This window comes from Streptomyces sp. ML-6 (genome assembly GCF_030116705.1).
Taxonomy (GTDB): Bacteria; Actinomycetota; Actinomycetes; order Streptomycetales; family Streptomycetaceae; genus Streptomyces.
The window spans coordinates 859,157-881,140 of sequence record NZ_JAOTIK010000001.1 but is presented as its reverse complement, the minus strand read 5'-3'; the positions used below and the strand labels follow the sequence as shown (position 1 = coordinate 881,140).

Genomic DNA, 21,984 nt, shown 5'->3' with positions numbered 1-21,984 from the left:
CCCCGGCCGTCGCGCGCCGTTGACACCGGGTGCCAGGGCTTCTAGCGTCTCGTCTGCTGAAGGTACTAAGCGGTCGCTCAGCCATCGGGAAGGTTCCGCGCACACGAGGTCCCGTGCCGGAGGTGCCCCGACGTCCGCTGGGCGGCGATCCAAGGGCGAGGAGAACCAAGCATGTCCACCACCGAGCAGCGCGTCGCCATCGTGACCGGAGCGGCGCGGGGCATTGGCGCCGCCACCGCGGTACGCCTGGCGGCCGAGGGCCGCGCCGTCGCCGTACTCGACCTCGACGGGGCGGCCTGCAAGGACACCCTCGAGAAGATCACCGCCGCGGGGGGCACCGCCCTCGCCGTCGGCTGCGATGTGTCGGACAGCGCCCAGGTGGAGGCCGCGGTCGAGCGGGTGGCCGCCGAACTCGGCGCCCCGACGATCCTCGTCAACAACGCGGGCGTGCTCCGCGACAACCTGCTCTTCAAGATGAGCGAGTCCGACTGGGACATCGTGATGAACGTGCACCTCAAGGGCGCGTTCCTGATGGCCAAGGCGGTCCAGAAGCACATGGTGGACGCCGGGTTCGGCCGGATCGTCTCGCTCTCCTCCTCCTCGGCGCTCGGCAACCGCGGCCAGGCCAACTACGCCGCCGTCAAGGCCGGTCTGCAGGGCTTCACCAAGACCCTCGCCAAGGAACTCGGCAAGTTCGGCATCACGGCCAACGCCGTCGCCCCCGGCTTCGTCGTCACCGAGATGACCGCGCAGACCGCGGCCCGGATCGGCATGGGCTTCGAGGAGTTCCAGGCCGCCGCCGCCACTCAGATCCCGGTGCAGCGGGTCGGCCGCCCCGAGGACATCGCCAACGCCATCGCCTTCTTCACGGGGGACGCGGCGGGCTTCGTGTCCGGGCAGGTCATGTACGTGGCCGGCGGACCGCTCAACTGACCCGAAGGGCTGCGGAATCATGACTGTGCAGGACAGCGGGAAGGTCGCGCTCGTCACGGGCGCGAGCCGGGGCATCGGTTACGGCATCGCCGAGGCGCTGGTGGCCCGGGGCGACCGGGTGTGCATCACCGGGCGTGGCGAGGAGGCGCTCGAGGAGGCCGTCGAACGGCTGGGTTCCGACCGGGTGATCGGGGTGGCGGGCAAGGCGCACGACGCGGAGCACCGGGTGGTGGCCGTCGAACGCACCATGGAGGCCTTCGGCCGGGTCGATTTCCTGGTCAACAATGCCGGGACGAATCCGGTCTTCGGGCCGATCGCCGAACTCGACCTCGACGTGGCCCGCAAGGTCTTCGAGACGAATGTGATCTCGGCGCTCGGGTTCGCGCAGCAGACCTGGAAGGCGTGGCAGAAGGACAACGGCGGGGCGATCGTCAACATCGCCTCGATCGCCGGGGTGTCCGCCTCGCCCTTCATCGGCGCCTACGGCATGAGCAAGGCGGCCATGGTCAATCTGACCCTCCAGCTGGCGCACGAATTCGCGCCGGTCGTCCGGGTCAACGCAATTGCTCCCGCGGTCGTGAAGACGAAATTCGCCCAGGCGCTGTACGAGGGCCGAGAGGAGGAGGCCGCGGCGGCCTATCCGCTCGGACGGCTCGGGGTCCCCGAGGACATCGGCGGCGCCGCGGCGTTTCTCACCTCGGGTCAGGCCGACTGGATCACCGGTCAGACCCTGGTGGTCGACGGAGGAATCTTCCTGAATGCGGGCGTGGGCTGAGAACGGCCTGAGAGGGTTTGGCCCTGATTGACTCAAGTGCCCCGCCAGACCTGCGGATTGACCTGGCGGGGCGCTGCGGTATGGTCTGCCGACCCATGGCTGATCGAGGAGCGTTCACGTGTTCTACCGGGCCGGTCGTCAGGCCGTTGCAGCTCTTGCTTCCCTTTCTCTGCTGTCGGGCTGCGGACTTTTCTCCGACAGCGGATCGGATATCGAGCAGAAGATAGTCGTCGGCACGACCAGTGAGCCTTCCACTCTCGATCCGGCGGCTGCATGGGACAACTCCTGGGAGCTGATGCGCAATGTCTTCCAGACCCTGGTGAGTTTCCCCACGGGAAGTACGAGTCCCCAGCCCGATGCCGCGGAGTGGTGCAAGTTCACCGATACCACCAGCACCTCCTACCGGTGCAAACTCCGCAAAGGGCTGAAGTTCTCCAACGGGGACGCACTCGATGCCGAGGCCGTGAAGTACTCCATCGACCGGATCAGGGAGATCGATTTCAAGGGTGGCCCGGTCGGCATGCTCGGTTCGCTCGACCGGATCGAGACCAAGGGGGAGGACGTCGTCGTCTTCCACCTCACCAAGCCGGACGCCACCTTCCCGTTCGTTCTCACCACGCCCGCCATGTCGCTGGTGGCCCCCAGTGCCTATTCGAAGCACAAGCTGCGCACTGACGGAAAGATCACCGGATCGGGCCCGTACCTTCTCGATTCGTACAAGCCGGGGAAGCGCGCCGAACTGGTGAAGAACCCGGACTACAAGGGATTCGCCAACCGCAAGAACGATTCTGTGACGATCCGTTACTTCAAGGAGTCCGCCCCCGTGGTGGCGGCCCTCCGGAAGAACGAGATCGACGCGATCTACCGCGGCCTCACCGCCGAGGAGGTCATCGCCCTGGAGAACGGCCAGAACAAGGACGGCAGCCCGCAGATCGTCGAGACGGTCGGCGCGGACATCCGTTTCCTGGTCTTCAACCCCGAGGACCCGGCCGCGGGGAACGTGGCCGTGCGGCGGGCCATCGCCCAGCTCGTGGACCGTGACGCCCTGGTGGCCAAGGTCTACCAGGGCACGGCCGAGCCGCTGTACTCCATGGTCCCCAAGGGCATCACGGCCCACACCACCAGCTTCTTCGACGCCTACGGTGACCCGGACCGGGCCAAGGCCAAGCAGATCCTGACCAAGGCCGGCATCACCAAGCCCGTCAAGCTGACGCTCTGGTACGCGACCGACCGGTACGGCTCCTCCACGGCCCTCGAGTTCGAGGAGCTGAAGCGGCAGCTGGAGGGTTCCGGGCTGTTCCGGATCACGTTGAAGGGCAAGCCCTGGAAGACGTTCCAGGAGGGCTTCAACAAGGGCGAGTACCCCGTCTTCGGCCGGGGCTGGTTCCCGGACTTCCCGGACCCGGACAACTTCATCGCCCCGTTCCTCGGCAAGGACAGCGTCACGGGCATGCCGTACATGAAGGACGAGATCACCCGGGAGCTGCTGCCGCAGACCCGCAAGGAGAGCGACCGGGGCGCGGTCGTCAAGCAGTTCGAACGGGCCCAGAAGATCCTGGTCGACGACGTGCGGGTGCTGCCGTTGTGGCAGGGCAAGCTGTACGTCGCCTCGGGCGAGGACATCGGCGGGGGCGAGCGAGCCCTGGACCCGCAGACGGTCATGCAGATGTGGGAGTTCTACCGCAAGGCCAGCTGGTAGGGCGAAAAGGGCGGAACCGGACCGGCGGGGGCGTTGTCAGTGGTCCCCGGTAGGTTCTCGGATGAAATGCCGATTGCTCACCGGAGGTTGTTCACGTGACCGACACCGACCTGCTGCCCGAGTCCTGGCGCGGCGTCCTCGGCGAAGAGCTGCAGAAGCCCTACTTCAAGGAGCTCACCGAGTTCGTCGAGGAGGAGCGGGCCAAGGGGCCGGTCTACCCCCCGCGCGACCAGGTGTTCGCCGCCCTGGAGGCCACGCCCTACGACAAGGTGAAGGTCCTTGTCCTCGGCCAGGACCCGTACCACGGGGAGGGGCAGGGGCACGGGCTGTGCTTCTCCGTGCGGCCCGGCGTGAAGACGCCGCCGTCCCTGCGGAACATCTACAAGGAGATGAAGGAGGAGCTCGGCCTGCCGATCCCGGACAACGGGTATCTGATGCCGTGGGCCGAGCAGGGCGTGCTCCTGCTCAACGCCGTGCTCACGGTCCGTGCGGGCGAGGCCAACTCGCACAAGGGCAAGGGCTGGGAGAAGTTCACCGACGCGGTGATCCGCGCCGTCGCGTCGAGGCCCGACCCGGCGGTCTTCGTCCTCTGGGGCAACTACGCGCAGAAGAAGCTCCCGCTGATCGACGAGGAGCGCCACGTGGTGGTGAAGGGGGCGCACCCCTCGCCGCTCTCGGCCAAGAAGTTCTTCGGCTCGCGTCCGTTCACGCAGATCAACGAAGCGGTGGCGGCGCAGGGCCACGACGCGATCGACTGGCGCATCCCCGACCTGGGCTGATCCACCCGGTCCGGCGGCCGGGCCCGGCCCGGCCGACGGCGGCACCCGGCGGACAGTCCCGGGGCGTCCGCCCGAGCCTCAGCGGGATCGACGACGACTGCGGTTAGCGTCGAGGGGGAACGGGCGGACGGGTCGTGCAGGGAGGCCGTGGTGACGGAGCAGCAGGAGGCGTCGAAGGACGCCGTCATGACCAGGATCGGCCAGGCGGTCATGCTGCTGCACGGCGGTGACCGGGAAGAGGCCCGCAACCGCTTCGGCGCGATCTGGTCGGAGATCGGCGAGGACGGCGAGGCCCTGCACCGGTGCACCCTCGCCCACTACATGGCCGATGCCCAGGACGATCCCGGCGACGAGCTGGCCTGGGACCTGCGGGCGCTGACCGCGGCCGACGGGCTGTCCGACGAGCGTGCGGCACAACACCCCGACGCGCCGGCGGTGCGGGCGCTCTACCCCTCGCTCCACCTCAACCTCGCGGCGGACTATGTGCGGCTCCAGCACCCCGGGGCGGCCCGGATCCACCTGGACCGGGCCCGGGCCGCTTCCGTCGTGCTCGCCGAGGACGGCGCGGACGACGGGTACGGGGGAGGGGTGCGCGCGGCGATCGCGCGGCTGGAGCTGAGGCTGCGCGAACTGTGAGGGCGGCCCGTCCGTGGGGGACGGGCCGCCCTCGTGTCGTTCCCCGGGGTCAGCGGCCGTAGGTGTGCTCGCAGATCCGGGACTGCGGGCTGCCTGCGGGCCAGTGCCCGTAGCTCCGCCCCAGCGCGCAGACGTCCGTCCCGGCGACGGGGGCCGGCAAGGGCGGTGCGGGCGGGATCACGGCGGGCGGCGCCTGGCGCGGCCGGGGGCGCGCGACATGGGGAAGCCGGGGGCGCCGCGGGGCGCCGGGCGCCGCGCGGCGGGTGTCCGGCGGGGCCGCCCGGGGTGACGGGGAGGCGGGCGACTCGGAGGCCGGTACGGCTTCCAGGGAGTCGTGGACGGGTGGCCGCGCGGTCTGCGGGGCCAGGTCCTGGGCGGGTCCGCCGGTGTCGGGCCGGGCCGGGGCGTCCGGCCGGGGCTGCACGGACACGCAGCCGGTCAGTGAGGTGGCGGCCAGGCCCGCCACGAGGCCCATGGTGATCCTGACGGTGATTCCGGTTCGTTGCACCTGATCAACTCTGCGGTGCGGACCCGGCTCCGGGCGGGACACACGGCGGGGATTGGTCCGCACGGGTGACACCGGTCAGTGCGGTGCCCACCGCGGTCCGAGCATTCCGTCCAGCAGTTCGGCGAAGCCCGCGCGCAGCTCCTCCTCGCTCGGCGCGGCGCGGTTGTACGACCCCGCCGCGCAGGAGAACATCAGCCCCTCGCACCAGGCCACCAGGGACAGGGCGTGCCGTTCGGGCTCCGCCGATCCGGCCGAGGCCATCAGGGCCAGCAGCGGCTCGCGGAACTGCCGGCCCGTGGCGTCGAAGAACTCCCGCAGCTCCGGGCGCCGGGTCGCCTCCAGGGCGAGTTCGTAACGGCAGACGAGCAGTTCGGGGTGGTCGGTGAGGTAGCGGTGCAGCACCCGGGCCAGACCGGCGATCAGTTCCGCCGCCCCGGCGGGCGGAACGCCGTCCGCGTCGGGCCTGCGCCCGTCCGCGTCGGGCCTGCGCCCGTCCGCGTCGGGCCTGCGCCCGTCCGCGTCGGGCCTGCGCCCGTCCGCGTCGGGCCTGCGCCCGTCCGCGTCGGGCCTGCGCCCGTCCGCGTCGGGCCTGCGCCCGTCCGCGTCGGGCCTGCGCCCGTCCGCGTCGGGCCTGCGCCCGTCCGCGTCGGGCCTGCGCCCGTCGGGGTCCGGGCCGCTTCCCGTCCCGGCGGCCGGGGCCGGGAGGAGCCCGGCGGGGGCGAGCACCCGGGCCTCGCGCTCCGCGAGCCGCCGCACCGCCGCCTCCAGCAGCGACTGCCGGGTCCGCGCGTGGTTGGACGTCGAGCCCTGGGGGAGCCCGGCGCGCTCGTCCACCGCGCGGTGGGTCAGCCCGCGCATCCCGCGTTCGGCGAGCAGGGCGAGGGCGGCATCGGCGATGAGGGCGGCCCGGGAGGTACCGGCGGTGCGTGTGGCCATGGGGCCAACCTACCCCTGCAACTACAGCCGTAGTACGGTGAGCGTGGCACTACGGATGTAGTGCGGACGCAGTTCCGAGGAGGAGTCATGGACAAGCCCCGCGCCGTCGTCATCGGCGGCGGAATCGGCGGTCTCACCACGGCGGTGGCCCTGCACGGCCTCGGCTGGCACATCACCGTCCTGGAACGCGCGGCCTCCCTGGAACCCGTCGGAGCCGGGATCGCCCTGGCCCCCAACGCCCAGCGCGCCCTGGACGTCATCGGCCTCGGCGACGAGATGAGGTCCCTCGCCGCCTGGCAGGGCGACGGCGGCATGCGCGCCCCGAACGGCCGCTGGCTCTCGCGCACGGACAGCGCCGCCGCGGCCGAGCGGTTCGGCGGCCCGCTGGTTCTGTTGCACCGCGCCACCTTCGTCGACCGCCTCGTGGCCCGGCTGCCCGAGGGCACCGTCCGCACCGGCGCGGCCGCGCGGCTGCTGGACCCGGGCACCGCGGGCGGCGCGCCCGCGGTGGTCGAGACGGCGGCCGGGAGCATGGAGGCCGACCTCGTCATCGGCGCCGACGGCATCAAATCGGCCGTGCGCGGCGCGCTCTTCCCGGCCCACCCCGGCCCCTCGTACGCCGGGTTCACCACCTGGCGCATCGTCGTCCCCGCCCTCGGGCGTCCCTTCTCCCCGCACGAGACCTGGGGACGCGGCGCGCTCTGGGGCACCCAGCCGCTCAAGGACGGCCGGATCTACGCCTACGGGGCCGCCGTCGCCCCCGCCGGGGCCCGCGCGGCCGACGACGAGAAGGCGGAGATGACGCGCCGCTTCGGCGACTGGCACGACCCGATCCCCGCGGTCATCGCCGCCGCCGAGCCGGACCAGGTGCTCCGCAACGACGTGTACCAGCTGATTCACCCCCTGCCCGCCTTCCACCGGGGCCGCACCGTCCTCGTCGGTGACTCCGCCCACGCGATGGCCCCCAGCCTCGGCCAGGGCGGCAACCAGAGCGTCGAGGACGCGCTCGTGCTCGCCCACCGGCTGACGACGAGCACGGACCTCGGCGCGGGACTGGCCGCGTACACCGCCGACCGCCTGCCCCGTACGTCGGCCATCGTCCGCAGGGCTGCCCGGACCGCCCGCCTGACGCGGCTGAGCAGCGCCCCCGCCGTTGCGGTGCGCGACGCGCTGATGGTCGCCGTCTCGCGCTTCGGACCCGCCCTCGTCCTGCGCACCTTCGACGGGATCATGGACTGGCAACCGCCCCGGTCCACGTATGCTGCCCGGACGAACGACGCGCACGGGACGCTGCGGTAGGACACCGGCTCCGGGGAGCCCGCGGGCCCGCCCGCCCGGTGGCCACCGCACCGGGCGGGCGCCGGACAGTGAGAGGGAGACCCCGTGAAGGTCGGCTGCATCGGACTCGGCGACATCGCGCGGAAGGCGTACCTGCCCGTCCTGACCACCGTGCCCGGGATCGAGCTGCACCTGCAGACCCGCACCCCCGCCACCCTGGAGGCGGTCGCCGGGACGTACCGCATCCCGCCGCGACAGTGCCACGCCGACCTCGGATCGCTGCTGGCCCAGGACCTGGACGCCGCCTTCGTCCACGCCCCGACCGCCGCGCACCCCGAGATCGTGGGCCGGTTGCTGGAGGCGGGCGTCGCCACGTACGTCGACAAGCCGCTGGCCTACGAACTCGCCGACTCCCAGCGGCTGGTGGACCTCGCCGAGGAGCGGGGGACGAGCCTGGCCGTCGGCTTCAACCGCAGGTTCGCGCCCGGTTACGCGCAGTGCGCCGAACATCCGCGCGAGCTGATCCTCATGCAGAAGAACCGGGTGGGCCTGCCCGAGGAACCGCGCGGCATGGTGTTGGACGACTTCATACATGTTGTCGATACCTTGCGCTTCCTGGTGCCGGGACCGGTCGACCAGACCGTCGTGCGGGCCAGGATCCGCGAGGGGCTGATGCACCACGTCGTGCTGCAGCTGTCCGGCGACGGGTTCACCGCCATCGGCACGATGAACCGGCTCAGCGGATCGGCCGAGGAACGGCTGGAGGTCTCCGGCCAGGACTCCAAGCGCGAGGTCGTCAACCTCGCCGAGGTGATCGACCACAAGGGACAGCCGAGCCTGCGACGGCGCGGCGACTGGGTGCCGGTGGCCCGTCAGCGCGGCATCGAGCAGTGCGTGCTGTCCTTCCTGGACGCGGTGCGCGCCGGTACGGTGCTGAGCGCCCGGGACGCCTTGCGGACGCACGAGCTGTGCGAACGCATCCTGCGCGACCTGGGCTGCGCCTGAGGGCCGAACCAGGGGCCGCGGAGGGGCGCCCGGCCCCGGCGCCGACGGGCTTCCGGATGCGTGGGGCCGGGCACCGATGCAGGCTGAGGGGATGGACCACCGGCCCGTGGAGGTGACCGCGTGAGGCCCCACGACGAGCCGAAGGGCTGGGGAGCTCTTCAGCCGCCGCCCGGTTACTACTCCGCCGACGGACGGCCGCCCGACGCGACACAGCGCGGGCTGATCCTCGACTGGGCGGTCAACCAGCGGATCGCGAGCGGCTGGCGGGTGGAGTCACGGGCCGAGACGCAGGTCGTCATGGTCCGGGGCAAGCCGCTCAACCACGTGCTGCACGCCCTTCTGACGGTGTTCAGCTGCTTCCTCTGGGCCCCGTGTGGCTGGTGCTGGCCGTGACCAACAAGGTCGAGCGGGTCGCGCTCACCGTCGACGCCCAGGGCCACATCGTCTCCGTGAGCGGCCCCCGCCGAAGACTGTGCGGATGAGCCCGCCGGGCCACCGCCCACCGGATCACCGCCCGCCGGGACCGCCGGAGCCGGAGCCGGCCGCGACGGGACCGCGCCGGGCACCGGTCGGCCCGGCCCGGCCGCGCCGCCCCGCCGACCGCGCCGCTTCGAGGGCGCCGTACGCCACCAGCACCGCCGCCGCACCCCACAACGCCCAGTCGCCCAGCCGCACGTAGAGCGTGGTGCCCGTCGCCAGCGGCACGTCGAACACGGCGGCGCCACTGGTGTCCGTACCGAGCGGAACACCGACCGGGGCACCCTGCGGGCCGTACACCGCGCTGACACCGGTCAGGGTGGCGTGCACCATCGGGCGGCCGTTCTCGGCGGCCCGCAGCGCCCCGAGCGACGCGTGCTGCTCGGGTGCCCAACTGTGCTGGAACGAGGAGGTGGACGACTGCGCGACCAGCAACTGCGCACCGTCCAGGGTCAGCCGGCGGCTCATGTCGGGGAACGCGGACTCGAAGCAGACCAGCGGCCCGAACCGCAGCCCGCGCCCGCCGTCCGCCCCCGGCAGCGACATCGTGACCGGGGCGGTGCCCCGCAACCGGTCCTCGCCCGCGGCCCGGCCCATGGAGGTGACCCAGCCGAGTACCGGACGGACCGGGACGTACTCGCCGAACGGCACCAGCCGCATCTTGTCGTAGCGGTCCCCGGTCGGGCCGTCCGGGCCCACCAGCACCGCCGACTTGAAGATGCCCTTCCGGCCCGACCCGTCGGTCTGCCGGGCGTCCGTGTTGACCAGCACGTCCGCGCCGACCCGGCGCGCGAGGGCCGCGATCCGGGCGGCGATGTCCGGACGCCGGGTAAGGTCCGCCCCCACACTGCTCTCGCCCCACACCACCAGATCGAGATCGTTCCCGGCCAGCGAACCGGTCAGCCGCTCGCCCACCGCGAGACGGCGCTCGACGCTGTGGGGCCCCGCGACCACACCCGGCTGCACGACGGCGATCCTGACCGTTCCCGACCGCTCGGGCCGCGGCGCCCAGCCCGCCATCGCGCCCACGGCCAGCGCGCACACCACCAGGCTCACGACGGCCGCGGTGCGGGCGGCCGCGGTCACGAACAGCAGGGCGACGGCGGTGTTCACCGCCACCACCAGGAGACTCACCAGCCACACCCCGCCCACGGAGGCGACCCGGAGCGCGGGGGCCACCTGCCACTGGCTCGCGCCGAGCAGTCCCCAGGGACCGCCCAGCGCCTCCCAGGACCGGACCAGTTCGATCATCAGCCAGCCGCAGGGCACCACGACGACCGCCCGGACGGCGCCCGCCGCCGACACCGGCCCGCCCAGCGTCCGCAGGACCAGTACCCCCCACGGGGCCCACAGCAGACCGAGCAGGGCGGCCAGGAGAACGATGAACACATGGAGGCTCGGCACCAGCCAGTGATGCACCGCGATCATGTAGCCGATGCCGCCGAGCCAGCCGTCCAGCGCGGCCCTGCGCCCCGTACCGGCGGAACGGACGAGGAGCAGCCACGGCACCAGGCCGATCCCGGCGAGCCACCACAGGGAAGGGGCGGGAAAGGCGAGCGCGGGCAGTGCGCCCGCGAGGACCGCGAGGCCGCCGCGCCATCGGCCGGACCGCAGCATCCGCGCCCACCACTCGCCGCCCCGACCGGCCGGAACCAGCATGGTCCGCCTCCTCGTCCCGCCTGATCAGCAGTCTCCACCCCGGTACCCCGCTCCGCAGTTCTTCCCCGGCGCGGAGAAACGGAAGCATCGCTCCGTACCCGCGCGGCGGCGGAGGCCCCGGTGCGGGCACCGGGGCACGGGGCCGGGAGGAGTACGCGGACGGCGGGACGGCACCGCCACCGTCAGCAGGGCACCACCGCGACCGGGCCGAGCGCGTGCGAGAGCGTGGTCTGGGCGACGGGGGAGAGGCCGAGCCCGAGAGACTCCCCGCCCTTGCGCCGGCCGACCACGGTCAGGGCCGCGGTCGCCGAGGCCGTGACCAGGGTGCGGGAGGCGGAGCCGCTGACCGGTTCCCGGACGACCTCGACCTGGGGGTACTTCTCCTGCCACCCCGCGGTGAGCTCCGCGAGGGTCCGGTCGGCCGAGTCCGCCGCCGCTGCCCGGTCGAAGACGGGGCCGCCGGACAGGAGCGAGGAGAACATCGTCCAGCCGTGCACGATCCGCAGCCGTGCGCCCGGCCGGGAGGCGGCGGTCCCGAAGGCGAACTCCAGCACCGCTTCGCTGCTCTCGTCAGCGGCCACGCCCGCGACGATGTCGGTGAACTCCTCCGCCGTCGCCCCCTCGTCCGTCGCCCCGCCGTGGATGACGACGACGGGACACTTGGCCATCGAGGCGGTCGCGAGGCTGTTGGAGCCGAGCATCAGGGACCGGAACCCGCCGAGCCCGCGCGAGCCGACGACCACCAGCGACGCGTCACGGCTGAGCGAAGTGAGGGCCGCCGAGGGGAAGTCCAGAGGCGAGAGCGTCGTCGGGTGCAGGGTCGGCTCGATCTCGGACACCCGCTGCACGGACCGTTCGAGCAGTTCCTCCGACTCGCGCCGCAGGGCGTCCTGCGCACTGCGCCGATCGGGCGTCCGGGCGTGTACGACGACCAGTGCGAGTCCTCGTCGCACGGCTTCGTGGGCGGCCCAGTCGAGGGCTTCCCGGCTGTGCGGGGAGCCGTCCACGGCGGCGATCACGGGACGGTCGGTGGCGGTCATGGTTCCCTCCAGAATCCGGCGGTATCCCGTCCCAGGCTGGTACGTACGGCCGTCGTACGGCAGGGACTTTCGGCCCCTCTGTCCGGGAGATCCATGAGGGACCCCCGTCCGCGCGGAGCGGTGGGGCGTCGCGGACGTGCGCCGGGGCCGTTTCGTACGCTACGGCCCGCCGGGGCCCGGTGCCTGTTCGGGAGCCGGGACCGGCGCCGGAGCGGGACTGCCCCGCCGCCGGGCGGGGCCGACGTGCCCGCGGGGCCCGGCGGCCACCGGGGCGCCGCTGTCAGTGCCGGGTGCGATCCTGCCCCCATGGACGAGCTGATGCGGCAGCGGCGCGTGTACGGCGCCGACCACGACGATCCCGATCCGGGACCCCGGCCGGGCCACTCCTACCGGGAGCTGGTGGGCGGCCCCCTCGACGGGCTGCTCCTCGACGTGACCGGCTGGACGGACGCGGCGCTGCGCGAGGGGGCGGCGCTGAACACGGAGATCGGGCGGTTCGGAGCGGGCGGCCGGGCGGAGTACGGTCCCCGGGACGGCGATCCCGCCCGGTGGGACTGGCGGGGCGACATACCCTGAGCCGGCCGGCACATTGTGCGGCGCACGGGGCGTACAGGAGCGGGGCCGGGCCCACCAGGACCGATCGCCCGAACCGCCCGATACTGGATGAATGGTGCAGAAGACCTCTCGATCGGATGCTCCGTCGACCCTGACCGTCAAGGGACGGGACATCCGGCTGCGCACGATCGGATTCGTGGTGCTGGCGGTGCTCACGATCTGGTTCATTGCCGTGAACACCGCGTCCGTGGGCATACGGCTGTGGGTCGCCACGGTCACTCTGCCGCTCTGGGCGGTGCTGACCGTGACCCTGGCGGTCGGGCTGCTCATGGGTGCCCTCCTGGCCCGCCGCCGCGCGAAGCGCTGACCCGGAGATCCGGTGCGGGGCGGGCGGTGGTCCGCCCGCCCCGCACCGGATCCTTCTTCCCGCTCGTCGACTTTGCAGTCGCACCTTCGCGGTTCGAGGTGTTCCGCCCCTTCGGGTGGGAGGCGAGTGAGAGATGATCATGGTGCGCGGTTGTGCGAAGGTGCAAGAAAACGCTGGATCAGGATGGAAGTGGGTACCTGGTCAGCCCGCGGACTCGCCCGCGTGCGGGCTCAGGACCCCCGCGCCGACCAGGATGAACAGCAGAATGCCCAGAATGATCCGGTAGATCACGAACGGCATGAAGCTCTTGGTCGTGATGAACTTCATGAACCAGGCGATGACGGCATACCCCACGCCGAACGCGATGAAGGTCGCGAAGATCGTCGGCCCCCACGACACGTGCCCCTCGCCCGCGTCCTTCAGCTCGAAGACGCCCGAGGCCAGCACTGCGGGGATCGCGAGCAGGAAGGAGTACCGGGCCGCCGCCTCACGGGTGTACCCCATGAGCAGACCGCCGCTGATGGTGGCCCCGGAGCGGGAGACGCCCGGGATCAGGGCCATCGCCTGGCAGCAGCCGAAGATCAGGCCGTCCTTCACGCCGAGTTCCTTGAGCGTCTTGCGCTCCTTGCCGGCCCGGTGCCTGCCGCCCGTCTCCTCGCGCGCGGCGAGACGGTCGGCGATGCCGAGGACGATGCCCATGACGATCAGGGTGGTGGCGATCAGCCGCAGGTCGCGGAAGGGGCCCTCGATCTGGTCCTTGAGCGTCACGCCGAGCACACCGATGGGGATGGAGCCCACGATCACCAGCCAGCCCATCTGGGCGTCGTGGTCGCCGCGCATCGACCGGTCCACCAGGGAACGGAACCACGCCGAGACGATCCGGACGATGTCCTTGCGGAAGTAGATGAGGACTGCCGCCTCCGTGCCGATCTGGGTGATGGCGGTGAACGCCGCACCCGGGTCGTGCCAGCCGGCGAATGCCGCAGTGAGCCGCAGATGCGCGCTGGAGGAGATCGGCAGGAATTCGGTCAGTCCCTGAACGAGGCCCAGGACGAACGATTCGAACCAGCTCATGGGGCTTTGGCCATCCCGGAGGTGATCATGCATCGGCCGACGGCGGAACCGTCGGCGACGTGCGTATGGCGGTCAATGGAGAACAGGACCGCGCAGGATCCGCGGCCCTTCGGTCGGTCGCGGGCAGGGTATCTCCCCCGGGTGAACAACGCCGCCCGCACCCGGGTCGTCCGGCCGCCGGCCACCCCGCCTCCCGGGACCGGCACCGGTCCCGGGAGGAGAGAAGGGTCACTCGGAGGCCAGCCGGTGGCGCTTGCGCCAGGCGACGAAGGCCGTGCCGACCCCCGTCAGCACGATGAAGCCCATGGCGGCCAGGAACGCGGGCGAGGTCGGCGACGTCGCCTCGCTGCCCGCCACCACGTACGCCGCGGTGTTCGGGATCGAACCGAGCCCGGTGGCGACCAGGAACGGCGGATACCCCATGCGCGAGACCGCCGCGCAGTAGTTTGCCGCCGCGAACGGGACACCCGGGAACAGTCGCAGCGCCAGCATCGAACGGAACCCGTGCCGGCTCAGCTGGCCGTCCGCCGCCCTGAGCCACCGCCCGCGCAGCAGCGTGCGCAGCGCGTCCTGCCCGAGCACCCTGCCCAGCCCGAACGAGATGCCCGCCCCCAGCACCGTCCCCGCCAGCGCGGCGGCCAGCCCCGCCTGCGTGCCGAAGAGCGCGCCCGCGGCGAGGTTGAGCAGGGGGCGCGGTACGAAGGCGACGGTGCACACGCCGTACGCGACCCCGAACAGGAGGACCGCCACGACGCCGCCGTCGAGCCGGGCGGGCCAGCCGGTGGCGAGCAGCCGCTGGGGTTCGAGGAGCAGCATCGCGACCGCCGCGGCCAGCAGCACCACCACGAGCAGTGAGAACCGGGACCAGGGCGAGAGCAGCACCCTGGTGCAGCGCACGGCGAGGCCGGTGGCGGGCCGGGCGGTGGGGGCGGGGTCGAACATGCCGGGAGAGTAGCCGACAGCGGTGAACGAACACCGCGACATGCGCGGCACGGAGGCGACGGCGCACACGCCGTACGGCGAACGGGCCGCCCGCACCGCACGGCCGTGGGCCTCGTGACCCTGCGCCGCGCCGGACCGCATGCCGGACCGCCCGCCGGGCCGCGGCGGCGGGCACGTGCCGGTGGCCGTGCGCCCAACTCCCGTACCGGCCCCGGGAAGTCCGCCGGAAAACCATTCGACGGGGCGGCGGGGGCCGGACATCATCGGAGCCATGTTCCGGTACGCCTTCCCCGCAGCGCCGTCCGCAGTCGCGGACGCGCCGAAGGCTGCCGTGAGCCCCGCGACCGCAGCAGTCGTCCCGGCGGCGTGCACCGCCGCCGCAGCGCCCCTCGGCGGCGCCCGAAGCTGACCCTCCCCCGACAGTCCGGCGGACCCCGCAAGGGGAGGGTCGGCCGGGCCCCGGGGTCCTCACCCAGCTTCGAAACCCAAGGAATGAACCATGCCCAAGACGGCATACGTGCGCACCAAGCCGCACCTCAACATCGGCACCATGGGCCACGTCGACCACGGCAAGACCACCCTGACCGCCGCCATCACCAAGGTCCTCAGCGACCGGGGGACCGGCACGTTCGTCCCGTTCGACCGGATCGACCGGGCCCCGGAGGAGTCGCGGCGCGGCATCACCATCAACATCGCGCACGTCGAGTACGAGACCGACACCCGTCACTACGCGCACGTCGACATGCCCGGGCACGCCGACTACATCAAGAACATGGTCACCGGCGCCGCCCAGCTCGACGGGGCGATCCTCGTCGTCTCGGCGCTCGAGGGGATCATGCCGCAGACCGCCGAGCACGTCCTGCTCGCCCGCCAGGTGGGGGTCGACCACATCGTCGTCGCCCTCAACAAGGCGGACGCGGGGGACCCCGAGCTGACCGACCTGGTCGAGCTGGAGGTCCGTGAGCTGCTGTCCGCGCACGGCTACGGCGGCGACTCCGTGCCCGTCGTACGGGTCTCGGGGCTGAGGGCGCTGGCGGGCGACCCCCGCTGGACCGCGGCCGTCGAGGCGCTGCTGGACGCCGTCGACACGTACGTACCGATGCCGGTCCGCTACACCGACGCGCCGTTCCTGCTGTCGGTGGAGAACGTCCTGACCATCACCGGCCGGGGCACCGTCGTCACCGGGGCCGTCGAGCGCGGCACCGTCCGCGTCGGCGACCGGGTGGCGGTGCTCGGACCGGACATCGAGACGGTCGTCATCGGCCTGGAGACCTTCGGGAAGCCGATGGAGTCCGCCGAGGCGGGCGACAACGTGGCCCTGCTGCTGCGCGGTGTGGAGCGCGACCGGGTCCGGCGCGGACACGTGGTCGCGGTGCCGGGCAGCGTGACGCCGAGCCGGCGCTTCACGGCGCAGGTGTACGTGCTGTCGGCGCGGGAGGGCGGCCGCAGCACACCGCTCACCACCGGCTACCGACCACAGTTCTACATCCGCACGGCGGACGTCGTCGGGGACGTGGACCTCGGCGAGGTGGCGGTGGCGCGTCCCGGCGACACGGTCGACCTGACCGTCGAACTGGGCCGTGACGTCCCGCTGGAGACCGGACTCGGCTTCGCGATCCGCGAGGGCGGCCGCACGGTCGGCGCCGGCACGGTCACCGGGCTGCTCTGAGGCCCCGGGGCCCGCCTCCCGTACCCCACGGGAGGCGGGCCCCGCACCGTGCGCAAGACTGACGGCATGACAGAAACAGCACTGGTGCTCGGTTCCGGCGGTGTCACCGGCGGAGCCTGGGAAATCGGGATCCTGCACGGACTCGCGGAAGCAGGCGCGGACCTCTCCACCGTCGATCTGATCATCGGCAGCTCGGCCGGGGCCTCGGTCGGCGCGCAGCTGGCCTCCGGACTGCTCGACCTCCCCGGAATGTACGAACTCCAGCTCGCCGACCCGCGGGAGATGAGGGGCGGCCGGCTCGGCGCACTCACCCTGCTGCGCTACGCGGGGGCCGTGCTCCTCTCCCGCACCCCCGAGGAGTACGGCCGGAGGCTGGGCCGGCTGGCGCGGGGCGCCCGGCTCGACCTCGACGCGGAGGAACGGCGCGCGGCGATCGCGAGCCGCCTCCCCTCGACGGAGTGGCCCGACCGCCCCCTGCGCATCACCGCCGTCGACGCCTTCACCGGCGAACTCCACACGTTCGGCAAGGAGGACGGCGTCCCCCTCGTGGACGCCGTCACCGCGAGCTCGGCGGTTCCCGGCGTGTGGCCCGTCGCCCGGGCCGGGGGACGGGACTGCATCGACGGCGGGGTGTACTCCACGGCCAACGCCCACCTCGCCGCCGGCCACCGGCGCGTCGTCGTCATCGCCCCGTCGGCGAGCGGCAACAAGGCCATCGCCGCCCCGGCCGCACAGGGGGCCGAGCTCGTCGCGAACGGCGCCCGCGTCGAGGTCATCACCCCCGACGCGGCGTCGAAGGGCGCGTTCGGCCGCAACCCCCTCGACCCGGGCCACCGGGCCGCGGCGGCCCGAGCGGGTCTCGCCCAGGCGGCCACGCACGCCGAGGCCGTCGCCGCGGTCCTCGGCAGCTGATCCGGCACCCCACAATGGAGGGGTGAACGAGCCGATACCCGTCATCCGGGACGTGGACCAGGGCACCGCCAGACTCCTCCCCGACGTGGACCGGGACAGGGCCTGGCTGCTCACCGTCGACGGCGCGCCCCAGTCGTACGTGGACCTCGACGCTCCGGACCACCTGGAGTTCGAGTACGTGCGACGGCTCGCCCATGTCGTCGACCGCGCCGGACCACCGGGCGCGCCGCTGGACGTCCTCCACCTCGGCGGCGGCGCGCTCACCCTGCCCCGCTACGTCGCCGAGGTCAGGCCGGGCTCCCGCCAGGACGTCGCCGAGGCCGACCTCGGGCTGCTCGAACTGGTCGCCGAACGGCTCCCGCTGCCCGAGGACAGCGGGATCGCCGTGCACGGCACGGACGCCCGCGGCCTGCTGGAACGGACCGCGGCAGGGTCCCTCGACGTACTGATCGGGGACGTCTTCGGCGGCTCGCGGGTGCCCGCCCACCTCACCTCCGTCGAGTACGCGCGAGCCGCCCGCAGGGCGCTGCGCGAGGGCGGGATCTACGTTGCCAACCTCGCGGACGGGGCACCCTTCGACTTCCTCCGCTCCCAACTGGCCACCTTCGCGGCGGTCTTCGAGGAACTCGCGCTGATCGCCGAACCGGCGGTGCTGCGCGGCCGGCGTTTCGGCAACGCCGTCCTCGTCGCGTCCCGGCACCCCGTCGACATCGCGGCCCTGACCCGGAGCTGCGCCGCCGACGCCTTCCCCGCCAGGGTCGAGCACGGTCCCGCGCTGGACCGGTTCATCGGGTCCGCCCGGCCGGTCGGGGACGGCGAGGCGGTCGCCTCACCCGAGCCGCCCGACGGAGCCTTCGGCATCGGCTGAGGCCGCGGCCGGAGCCGGGCCCGTGGCCGCAGTCGTACCGGGAACCGGGCCCGGGGTCTTGACCGTCACTCCGGCGGGGTCGGGTTTCCGGGTCAGGTTGCGCACCTCGGGGACGAACAACACGGCCCCGGTGACCAGCACGATCAGCCCCGCGCAGCCCCACAGGGCCTGACTGCGCCCCACCAGCGACTCCACCGGGCCCGCGAGCGCCGTCGCCACCGGCATCATCGCCACCGAGCCGAACCAGTCGTACGCCGAGATGCGCGACAGCTTCTCCTCGGGGATCTCCTGGTGCATGGCCGTCATCCACGCGACCCCGAACACCTCGATGGCGACGCCGCTGACGAACATCACCAGGCAGAGCCAGACCACCGGCAACGGCACCGCGAGGCCCGCCGGCGGAAAGGCCAGCGGGAAGACGCAGAGCGTCCCGACCAGCAGCATCCGCCGCGGCTTCCAGCGGGTCATCAGGAGCGCCCCGCCCAGCGTGCCGGCCCCGAACGCGGCGAGCGCGAAGCCCCACGGGCGGGCGCCACCGAGCTCGTCCCGGGCGACCAGCGGCCCGTACACCGATTCGGCGGCGCCCACCGCGGCGACCACCACCGAGAACTGCGCCACGATGCTCCACAGCCAGGGACGGCCGATGAACTCCTGCCAGCCGTCCCGCAGGTCGGCGAGCAGCCCGCCGCCCGGCGCGCGCGAGGGAATGTGGCTGACGTCCAGGAACGCGCGCAGCACGCCCGCCGCGGCGAAGGCCGCGGCGTCGACGGCCAGCACCCAGCCCGGGTCCATCGCCGCGATCATGGCGCCGCCGAGCGCAGCCCCGCCGATCGTCGCGCCCTGCGTGGCCATCCGGAACAGCGCGAAGGCGCGGCTCGCCTGCTCATGGCTGATGCTGGACATCAGCATGCCCTCGGCCGCCGGGTTGAAGAACGCCTGCCCGGTCCCGCACAGCGCGGTGAGCAGCATCATCTGCCACAGCTTCGGGTCGCCGGCCAGCACCAGCCAGGCGAAGACCGCCTGCGAGAGACAGTTGAGGACGTTCGCCGCGACCATCACCCGGTGACGTGGCAGCCGGTCCGCGATCGCCCCGCCGACCAGCAGGAAGAGCACCAGCGGCACGGCCCTGGCCGCGGCCACCAGGCCGACGTCGCCCCCGTCGCCGCCCGCCTGCAGAACGGCGAACGCCGCCGCGATCAGCGCGCCATGGGTACCCAGGCCCGTGATGACCGCGGCGGCGGTCAGAAGACGGTAGTTGCGGGCGGAACGGTTCGAAGGCGCGGCGGAGGCGGGGGAGGCGGCGATCACCCAGGGACTATCGCCGCTCCGCCTCCGCCGTGCCACCTGTTTTCCCGGGGGAGGGCCGGAGGGTCAGGACTCCGGCGCGACCTCCACCAGCCGCACGGTGCTGAGGATCTTCTGGATCGTCTCGTCCGGGAGTTCGTCCTTGACGGAGTCGGCCCCGTAGAGGATCCAGGACGCGAATTCACCCTTCTTGTTCTTGAAGGTGAAGGCGGTGGCCTTGCCGTCGCTGTCGCACTTCTTCCGCTTCGTGACATTGGGAGCGGTGGCCGTGACGACCTGACCGGTGAGGCCCGACTTGGTGGTGTACTGCTTGGCGGGGGTGAACTTGATGGTGCTCTGCGGCATGTGCTGCGCGTAGGCGGCCCACACCCAGGTGCCGGCCTCGCTGTGCGCGTTCTTGGCGGCGTCGGTGGCGCCCTGGGCGCCCTTGGTGCCGGCGCTCGCGAGGCTCATGTCCTCCGTGCTGCCGTCCTTGTCGGGGTCGTCCACGCACCATTTCTTCTGGTAGAACGACGGCGCGGTGAAACCGATGAGGGGCGAGCCGTCACCCTTCTTGTCGTCCTCGAAGTACGAGAGCGTGCCGGGCTTCCCGACCTCCCAGTCGCCGGGCACGTCGAACCGGGTGCCCCACTTGGGGTTGGTGACGACCTTCCAGCCGGGGATGAGGGGCTTGGCGTCCTCGTCCTCACCGCGCGGGTTCGCCTCGGGGGAGGCGGACCCGGACGGCTTGGCCGGTGCCGAGGAGTTGCCGCCGCCGGCGACGTCGTCGGTCTTGTCGTCGTCCTTGTTGAGCACGACGACACCGGTCACCACGGCGGCCACGACAACCGCGGTGGCCGCGACGATCGCGACCACGGTGGTTTTCTTCCGGCCGTTGTCGCCGGGCTGCGGAGCGCCGGGCGGGCCGGGCACCGAGTACTGCGGCACGGTCGGCTGCTGGTACGGGTTCGGCTGCTGGTAGCCGGGCTGCTGGTACCCCGGCTGGCCCGGCTGCTGACCGGGCTGGCCCTGCTGCTGGTATCCCGGCTGCTGATAGGGATTCGGCTGCTGGTACCCCGGCTGCTGGTACGGGTTCTGATTCTGGTCCTGCGGGTTTTGCTCGCCCCCGGGCGGCTGCTGTCCTGGCCACATGGCGAGTAACGATAGAGGGGTGGTGGCCGGTCTGCTAAGCCCGCCCCCGTGTGCGGACGGTGAAGGATGCGTTCCGGTGGGCGGGGCCCGGGGTGGCCAAAGATTGTACTCGCAAGTAACATCCGGCCATGAGCGCTGAACAGATGTCCGTCGGCGAGATGCTCGTCGCGACGGTTCCGATGGCCCGGACCCTCAATCTCGAATTCCTGGAGACGACCGCGGAGCGCGCGGTGGTCCGGCTCCCGGACCAGGCCGGCTACCACAACCACATCGGCGGACCGCACGCCGGGGCGATGTTCACGCTGGCGGAATCGGCGAGCGGCGCGATCGTCATCGCCGCCTTCGGCGACCAGCTGTCGCGTGCCGTGCCGCTCGCCGTGAAGGCGGAGATCGGCTACAAGAAGCTGGCCAAGGGCGTCGTCACCGCGACGGCGACCCTCGGCCGCCCGGTGGCCGAGGTCGTGGCCGAACTCGACGAGGGCAAGCGCCCGGAGTTCCCCGTGGTCATCGAGATCCGGCGCGAGGACGGCGCCGTGACCGGCGAGATGACGGTCGTCTGGACGCTGCGGCCCAACGCCTGATTCCGGCCCGTTCCGCACGGGGCCGCCACACCTCCCGGAAGGGGGCGCGTGGCGGCCCTTCGCGTTGTCCGGACGAAGACCGGTACGGGTAGGCTGCCCGCCGCGCGCCGAGGAGTTGCCCGGCGGGCAACAGGACATCCGTACGGAAGGAACCGGCATTGCACATCCAGGAATGGCTGGTGACCGTCCCCGCGATCAGCGTGTACGCCCTGGTGGGCGTCGTCATCGGGCTGGAGAGCCTCGGGATTCCGCTGCCGGGCGAGATCGTCCTGGTCAGCGCGGCGCTGCTGGCCGCCGGACACGACGGGATCAACCCCTGGATCCTCGGCGCCTGTGCCTCGGCCGGCGCGATCATCGGCGACTCCATCGGCTACGCCATCGGACGCAAGGGCGGACGGCCGCTGCTGGCGTGGCTCGGCGGGAAGTTCCCCAAGCACTTCGGCGAGAGCCAGATCGCGCTGGCGGAGCGGTCGTTCCAGAAGTGGGGGATGTGGGCGGTCTTCTTCGGCCGCTTCGTCGCACTGCTGCGGATCTTCGCGGGCCCCCTGGCGGGCGTGCTCCACATGCCGTACTGGAAGTTCCTGACCGCCAACGTCTTCGGCGGCATCGTCTGGGCCGGTGGCACCACGGCCGTCGTCCACTCGGTGGGGATCGTCGCCGAGGCGTGGCTCAAGCGGTTCTCCTACCTCGGCCTCGTGGCCGCGGTGCTGATCGGCGTGACCTCGATGCTGATCCTGAAGGGCCGGGCCAAGAAGGTGGCGGCACGGACCTCGCCCGCCCCCGTGGCCGACGCGGGGATCGTTCCGGCCGCGGACTGACCGCGACCGGACGGGGGCGGGTGGCGCGGCCCGCGGG

The 21,984-nt window shown here is 72.4% G+C and carries 23 protein-coding genes; 15 read left to right on the top strand and 8 right to left on the bottom strand.

Going from position 1 to position 21,984, the window contains the following annotated elements; genetic code table 11:
* Positions 1-171 precede the first annotated feature (171 nt).
* From fabG to OCT49_RS03815, 5 genes are all read left to right on the top strand, one after another.
* Entirely contained in the window at positions 172-933 is a 762-nt protein-coding gene (gene fabG, locus OCT49_RS03835; RefSeq protein ID WP_283850489.1) for a 3-oxoacyl-ACP reductase FabG, read from the top strand.
* Between the two features lie 19 nt (positions 934-952).
* Complete coding sequence (locus OCT49_RS03830) at positions 953-1,708, top strand: SDR family oxidoreductase (RefSeq protein ID WP_283850488.1); 756 nt, start codon at positions 953-955, stop codon at positions 1,706-1,708.
* Between the two features lie 118 nt (positions 1,709-1,826).
* Entirely contained in the window at positions 1,827-3,407 is a 1,581-nt protein-coding gene (locus OCT49_RS03825) for an ABC transporter substrate-binding protein (protein ID WP_283850487.1), read from the top strand.
* Between the two features lie 95 nt (positions 3,408-3,502).
* Complete coding sequence (locus tag OCT49_RS03820; RefSeq protein ID WP_283850486.1) at positions 3,503-4,186, top strand: uracil-DNA glycosylase; 684 nt, start codon at positions 3,503-3,505, stop codon at positions 4,184-4,186.
* Positions 4,187-4,336: 150 nt separating this feature from the next.
* A complete protein-coding gene (locus OCT49_RS03815; RefSeq protein ID WP_283850485.1) occupies positions 4,337-4,822 on the top strand; it encodes a hypothetical protein in 486 nt (161 codons plus the stop codon).
* 49 nt (positions 4,823-4,871) lie between these two features.
* On the opposite strand, the gene OCT49_RS03810 is transcribed toward OCT49_RS03815, so the two are convergent.
* Positions 4,872-5,297: a hypothetical protein gene (locus tag OCT49_RS03810; protein ID WP_283855659.1), complete on the bottom strand. Its 426-nt coding sequence runs from the start codon at positions 5,295-5,297 to the stop codon at positions 4,872-4,874.
* A gap of 108 nt (positions 5,298-5,405) precedes the next feature.
* Positions 5,406-6,266, bottom strand: a complete 861-nt coding sequence (locus OCT49_RS40025; RefSeq protein ID WP_502963332.1) for a TetR family transcriptional regulator — start codon at positions 6,264-6,266, stop codon at positions 5,406-5,408.
* Between the two features lie 87 nt (positions 6,267-6,353).
* Between OCT49_RS40025 and OCT49_RS03795 the strand changes: the two genes are divergently transcribed.
* From OCT49_RS03795 to OCT49_RS03785, 3 genes are all read left to right on the top strand, one after another.
* A complete protein-coding gene (locus OCT49_RS03795; RefSeq protein ID WP_283850484.1) occupies positions 6,354-7,565 on the top strand; it encodes an FAD-dependent monooxygenase in 1,212 nt (403 codons plus the stop codon).
* Between the two features lie 84 nt (positions 7,566-7,649).
* A complete protein-coding gene (locus OCT49_RS03790) occupies positions 7,650-8,549 on the top strand; it encodes a Gfo/Idh/MocA family protein (protein WP_283850483.1) in 900 nt (299 codons plus the stop codon).
* Between the two features lie 120 nt (positions 8,550-8,669).
* Complete coding sequence (locus OCT49_RS03785) at positions 8,670-8,942, top strand: DUF8108 domain-containing protein (protein WP_283850482.1); 273 nt, start codon at positions 8,670-8,672, stop codon at positions 8,940-8,942.
* 114 nt (positions 8,943-9,056) lie between these two features.
* Here OCT49_RS03785 and lnt read toward each other — a convergent pair whose 3' ends face one another.
* Both lnt and OCT49_RS03775 read right to left on the bottom strand, forming a co-directional pair.
* Entirely contained in the window at positions 9,057-10,685 is a 1,629-nt protein-coding gene (gene lnt / locus OCT49_RS03780) for an apolipoprotein N-acyltransferase (RefSeq protein ID WP_502963331.1), read from the bottom strand.
* Between the two features lie 182 nt (positions 10,686-10,867).
* Positions 10,868-11,725, bottom strand: coding sequence for a universal stress protein (locus tag OCT49_RS03775; RefSeq protein WP_283850481.1), 858 nt, complete (start codon positions 11,723-11,725; stop codon positions 10,868-10,870).
* A 306-nt stretch (positions 11,726-12,031) separates the two neighbouring features.
* Here OCT49_RS03775 and OCT49_RS03770 point away from each other — a divergent pair, with 306 nt between their 5' ends.
* Positions 12,032-12,301 carry an MDR/zinc-dependent alcohol dehydrogenase-like family protein gene (locus OCT49_RS03770; protein ID WP_283850480.1) on the top strand — a complete coding sequence of 90 codons (270 nt, stop codon included), beginning with the start codon at positions 12,032-12,034 and terminating at the stop codon, positions 12,299-12,301.
* Positions 12,302-12,392: 91 nt separating this feature from the next.
* On the top strand, positions 12,393-12,647 hold the full coding sequence (locus OCT49_RS03765; RefSeq protein ID WP_283850479.1) for a LapA family protein: 255 nt from the start codon (positions 12,393-12,395) through the stop codon (positions 12,645-12,647).
* A 201-nt stretch (positions 12,648-12,848) separates the two neighbouring features.
* Here OCT49_RS03765 and OCT49_RS03760 read toward each other — a convergent pair whose 3' ends face one another.
* Both OCT49_RS03760 and OCT49_RS03755 read right to left on the bottom strand, forming a co-directional pair.
* Positions 12,849-13,721, bottom strand: a complete 873-nt coding sequence (locus OCT49_RS03760) for an undecaprenyl-diphosphate phosphatase (RefSeq protein WP_283850478.1) — start codon at positions 13,719-13,721, stop codon at positions 12,849-12,851.
* 228 nt (positions 13,722-13,949) lie between these two features.
* Positions 13,950-14,663 carry a TVP38/TMEM64 family protein gene (locus OCT49_RS03755; protein ID WP_283850477.1) on the bottom strand — a complete coding sequence of 238 codons (714 nt, stop codon included), beginning with the start codon at positions 14,661-14,663 and terminating at the stop codon, positions 13,950-13,952.
* 499 nt (positions 14,664-15,162) lie between these two features.
* Between OCT49_RS03755 and tuf the strand changes: the two genes are divergently transcribed.
* The 3 genes from tuf (at position 15,163) to OCT49_RS03740 (ending at position 18,112) form a co-directional block, all read left to right on the top strand.
* On the top strand, positions 15,163-16,332 hold the full coding sequence (gene tuf, locus OCT49_RS03750) for an elongation factor Tu (RefSeq protein ID WP_283850476.1): 1,170 nt from the start codon (positions 15,163-15,165) through the stop codon (positions 16,330-16,332).
* A 66-nt stretch (positions 16,333-16,398) separates the two neighbouring features.
* On the top strand, positions 16,399-17,244 hold the full coding sequence (locus OCT49_RS03745) for a patatin-like phospholipase family protein (RefSeq protein WP_283850475.1): 846 nt from the start codon (positions 16,399-16,401) through the stop codon (positions 17,242-17,244).
* Positions 17,245-17,266: 22 nt separating this feature from the next.
* A complete protein-coding gene (locus OCT49_RS03740; protein WP_283850474.1) occupies positions 17,267-18,112 on the top strand; it encodes a spermidine synthase in 846 nt (281 codons plus the stop codon).
* Here the strand turns inward: OCT49_RS03740 and OCT49_RS03735 are convergent.
* Positions 18,074-19,417 carry an MFS transporter gene (locus tag OCT49_RS03735; protein ID WP_283855657.1) on the bottom strand — a complete coding sequence of 448 codons (1,344 nt, stop codon included), beginning with the start codon at positions 19,415-19,417 and terminating at the stop codon, positions 18,074-18,076. The two genes, OCT49_RS03740 and OCT49_RS03735, sit on opposite strands and share 39 nt — an antisense overlap.
* Before the next feature lie 66 nt (positions 19,418-19,483).
* Complete coding sequence (locus OCT49_RS03730) at positions 19,484-20,548, bottom strand: DUF8017 domain-containing protein (RefSeq protein ID WP_283850473.1); 1,065 nt, start codon at positions 20,546-20,548, stop codon at positions 19,484-19,486.
* Positions 20,549-20,691: 143 nt separating this feature from the next.
* Between OCT49_RS03730 and OCT49_RS03725 the strand changes: the two genes are divergently transcribed.
* On the top strand, positions 20,692-21,129 hold the full coding sequence (locus tag OCT49_RS03725; RefSeq protein WP_283855656.1) for a DUF4442 domain-containing protein: 438 nt from the start codon (positions 20,692-20,694) through the stop codon (positions 21,127-21,129).
* Between the two features lie 158 nt (positions 21,130-21,287).
* Positions 21,288-21,947, top strand: a complete 660-nt coding sequence (locus tag OCT49_RS03720; protein ID WP_283850472.1) for a DedA family protein — start codon at positions 21,288-21,290, stop codon at positions 21,945-21,947.
* The last annotated feature ends 37 nt before the right edge of the window (positions 21,948-21,984 follow it).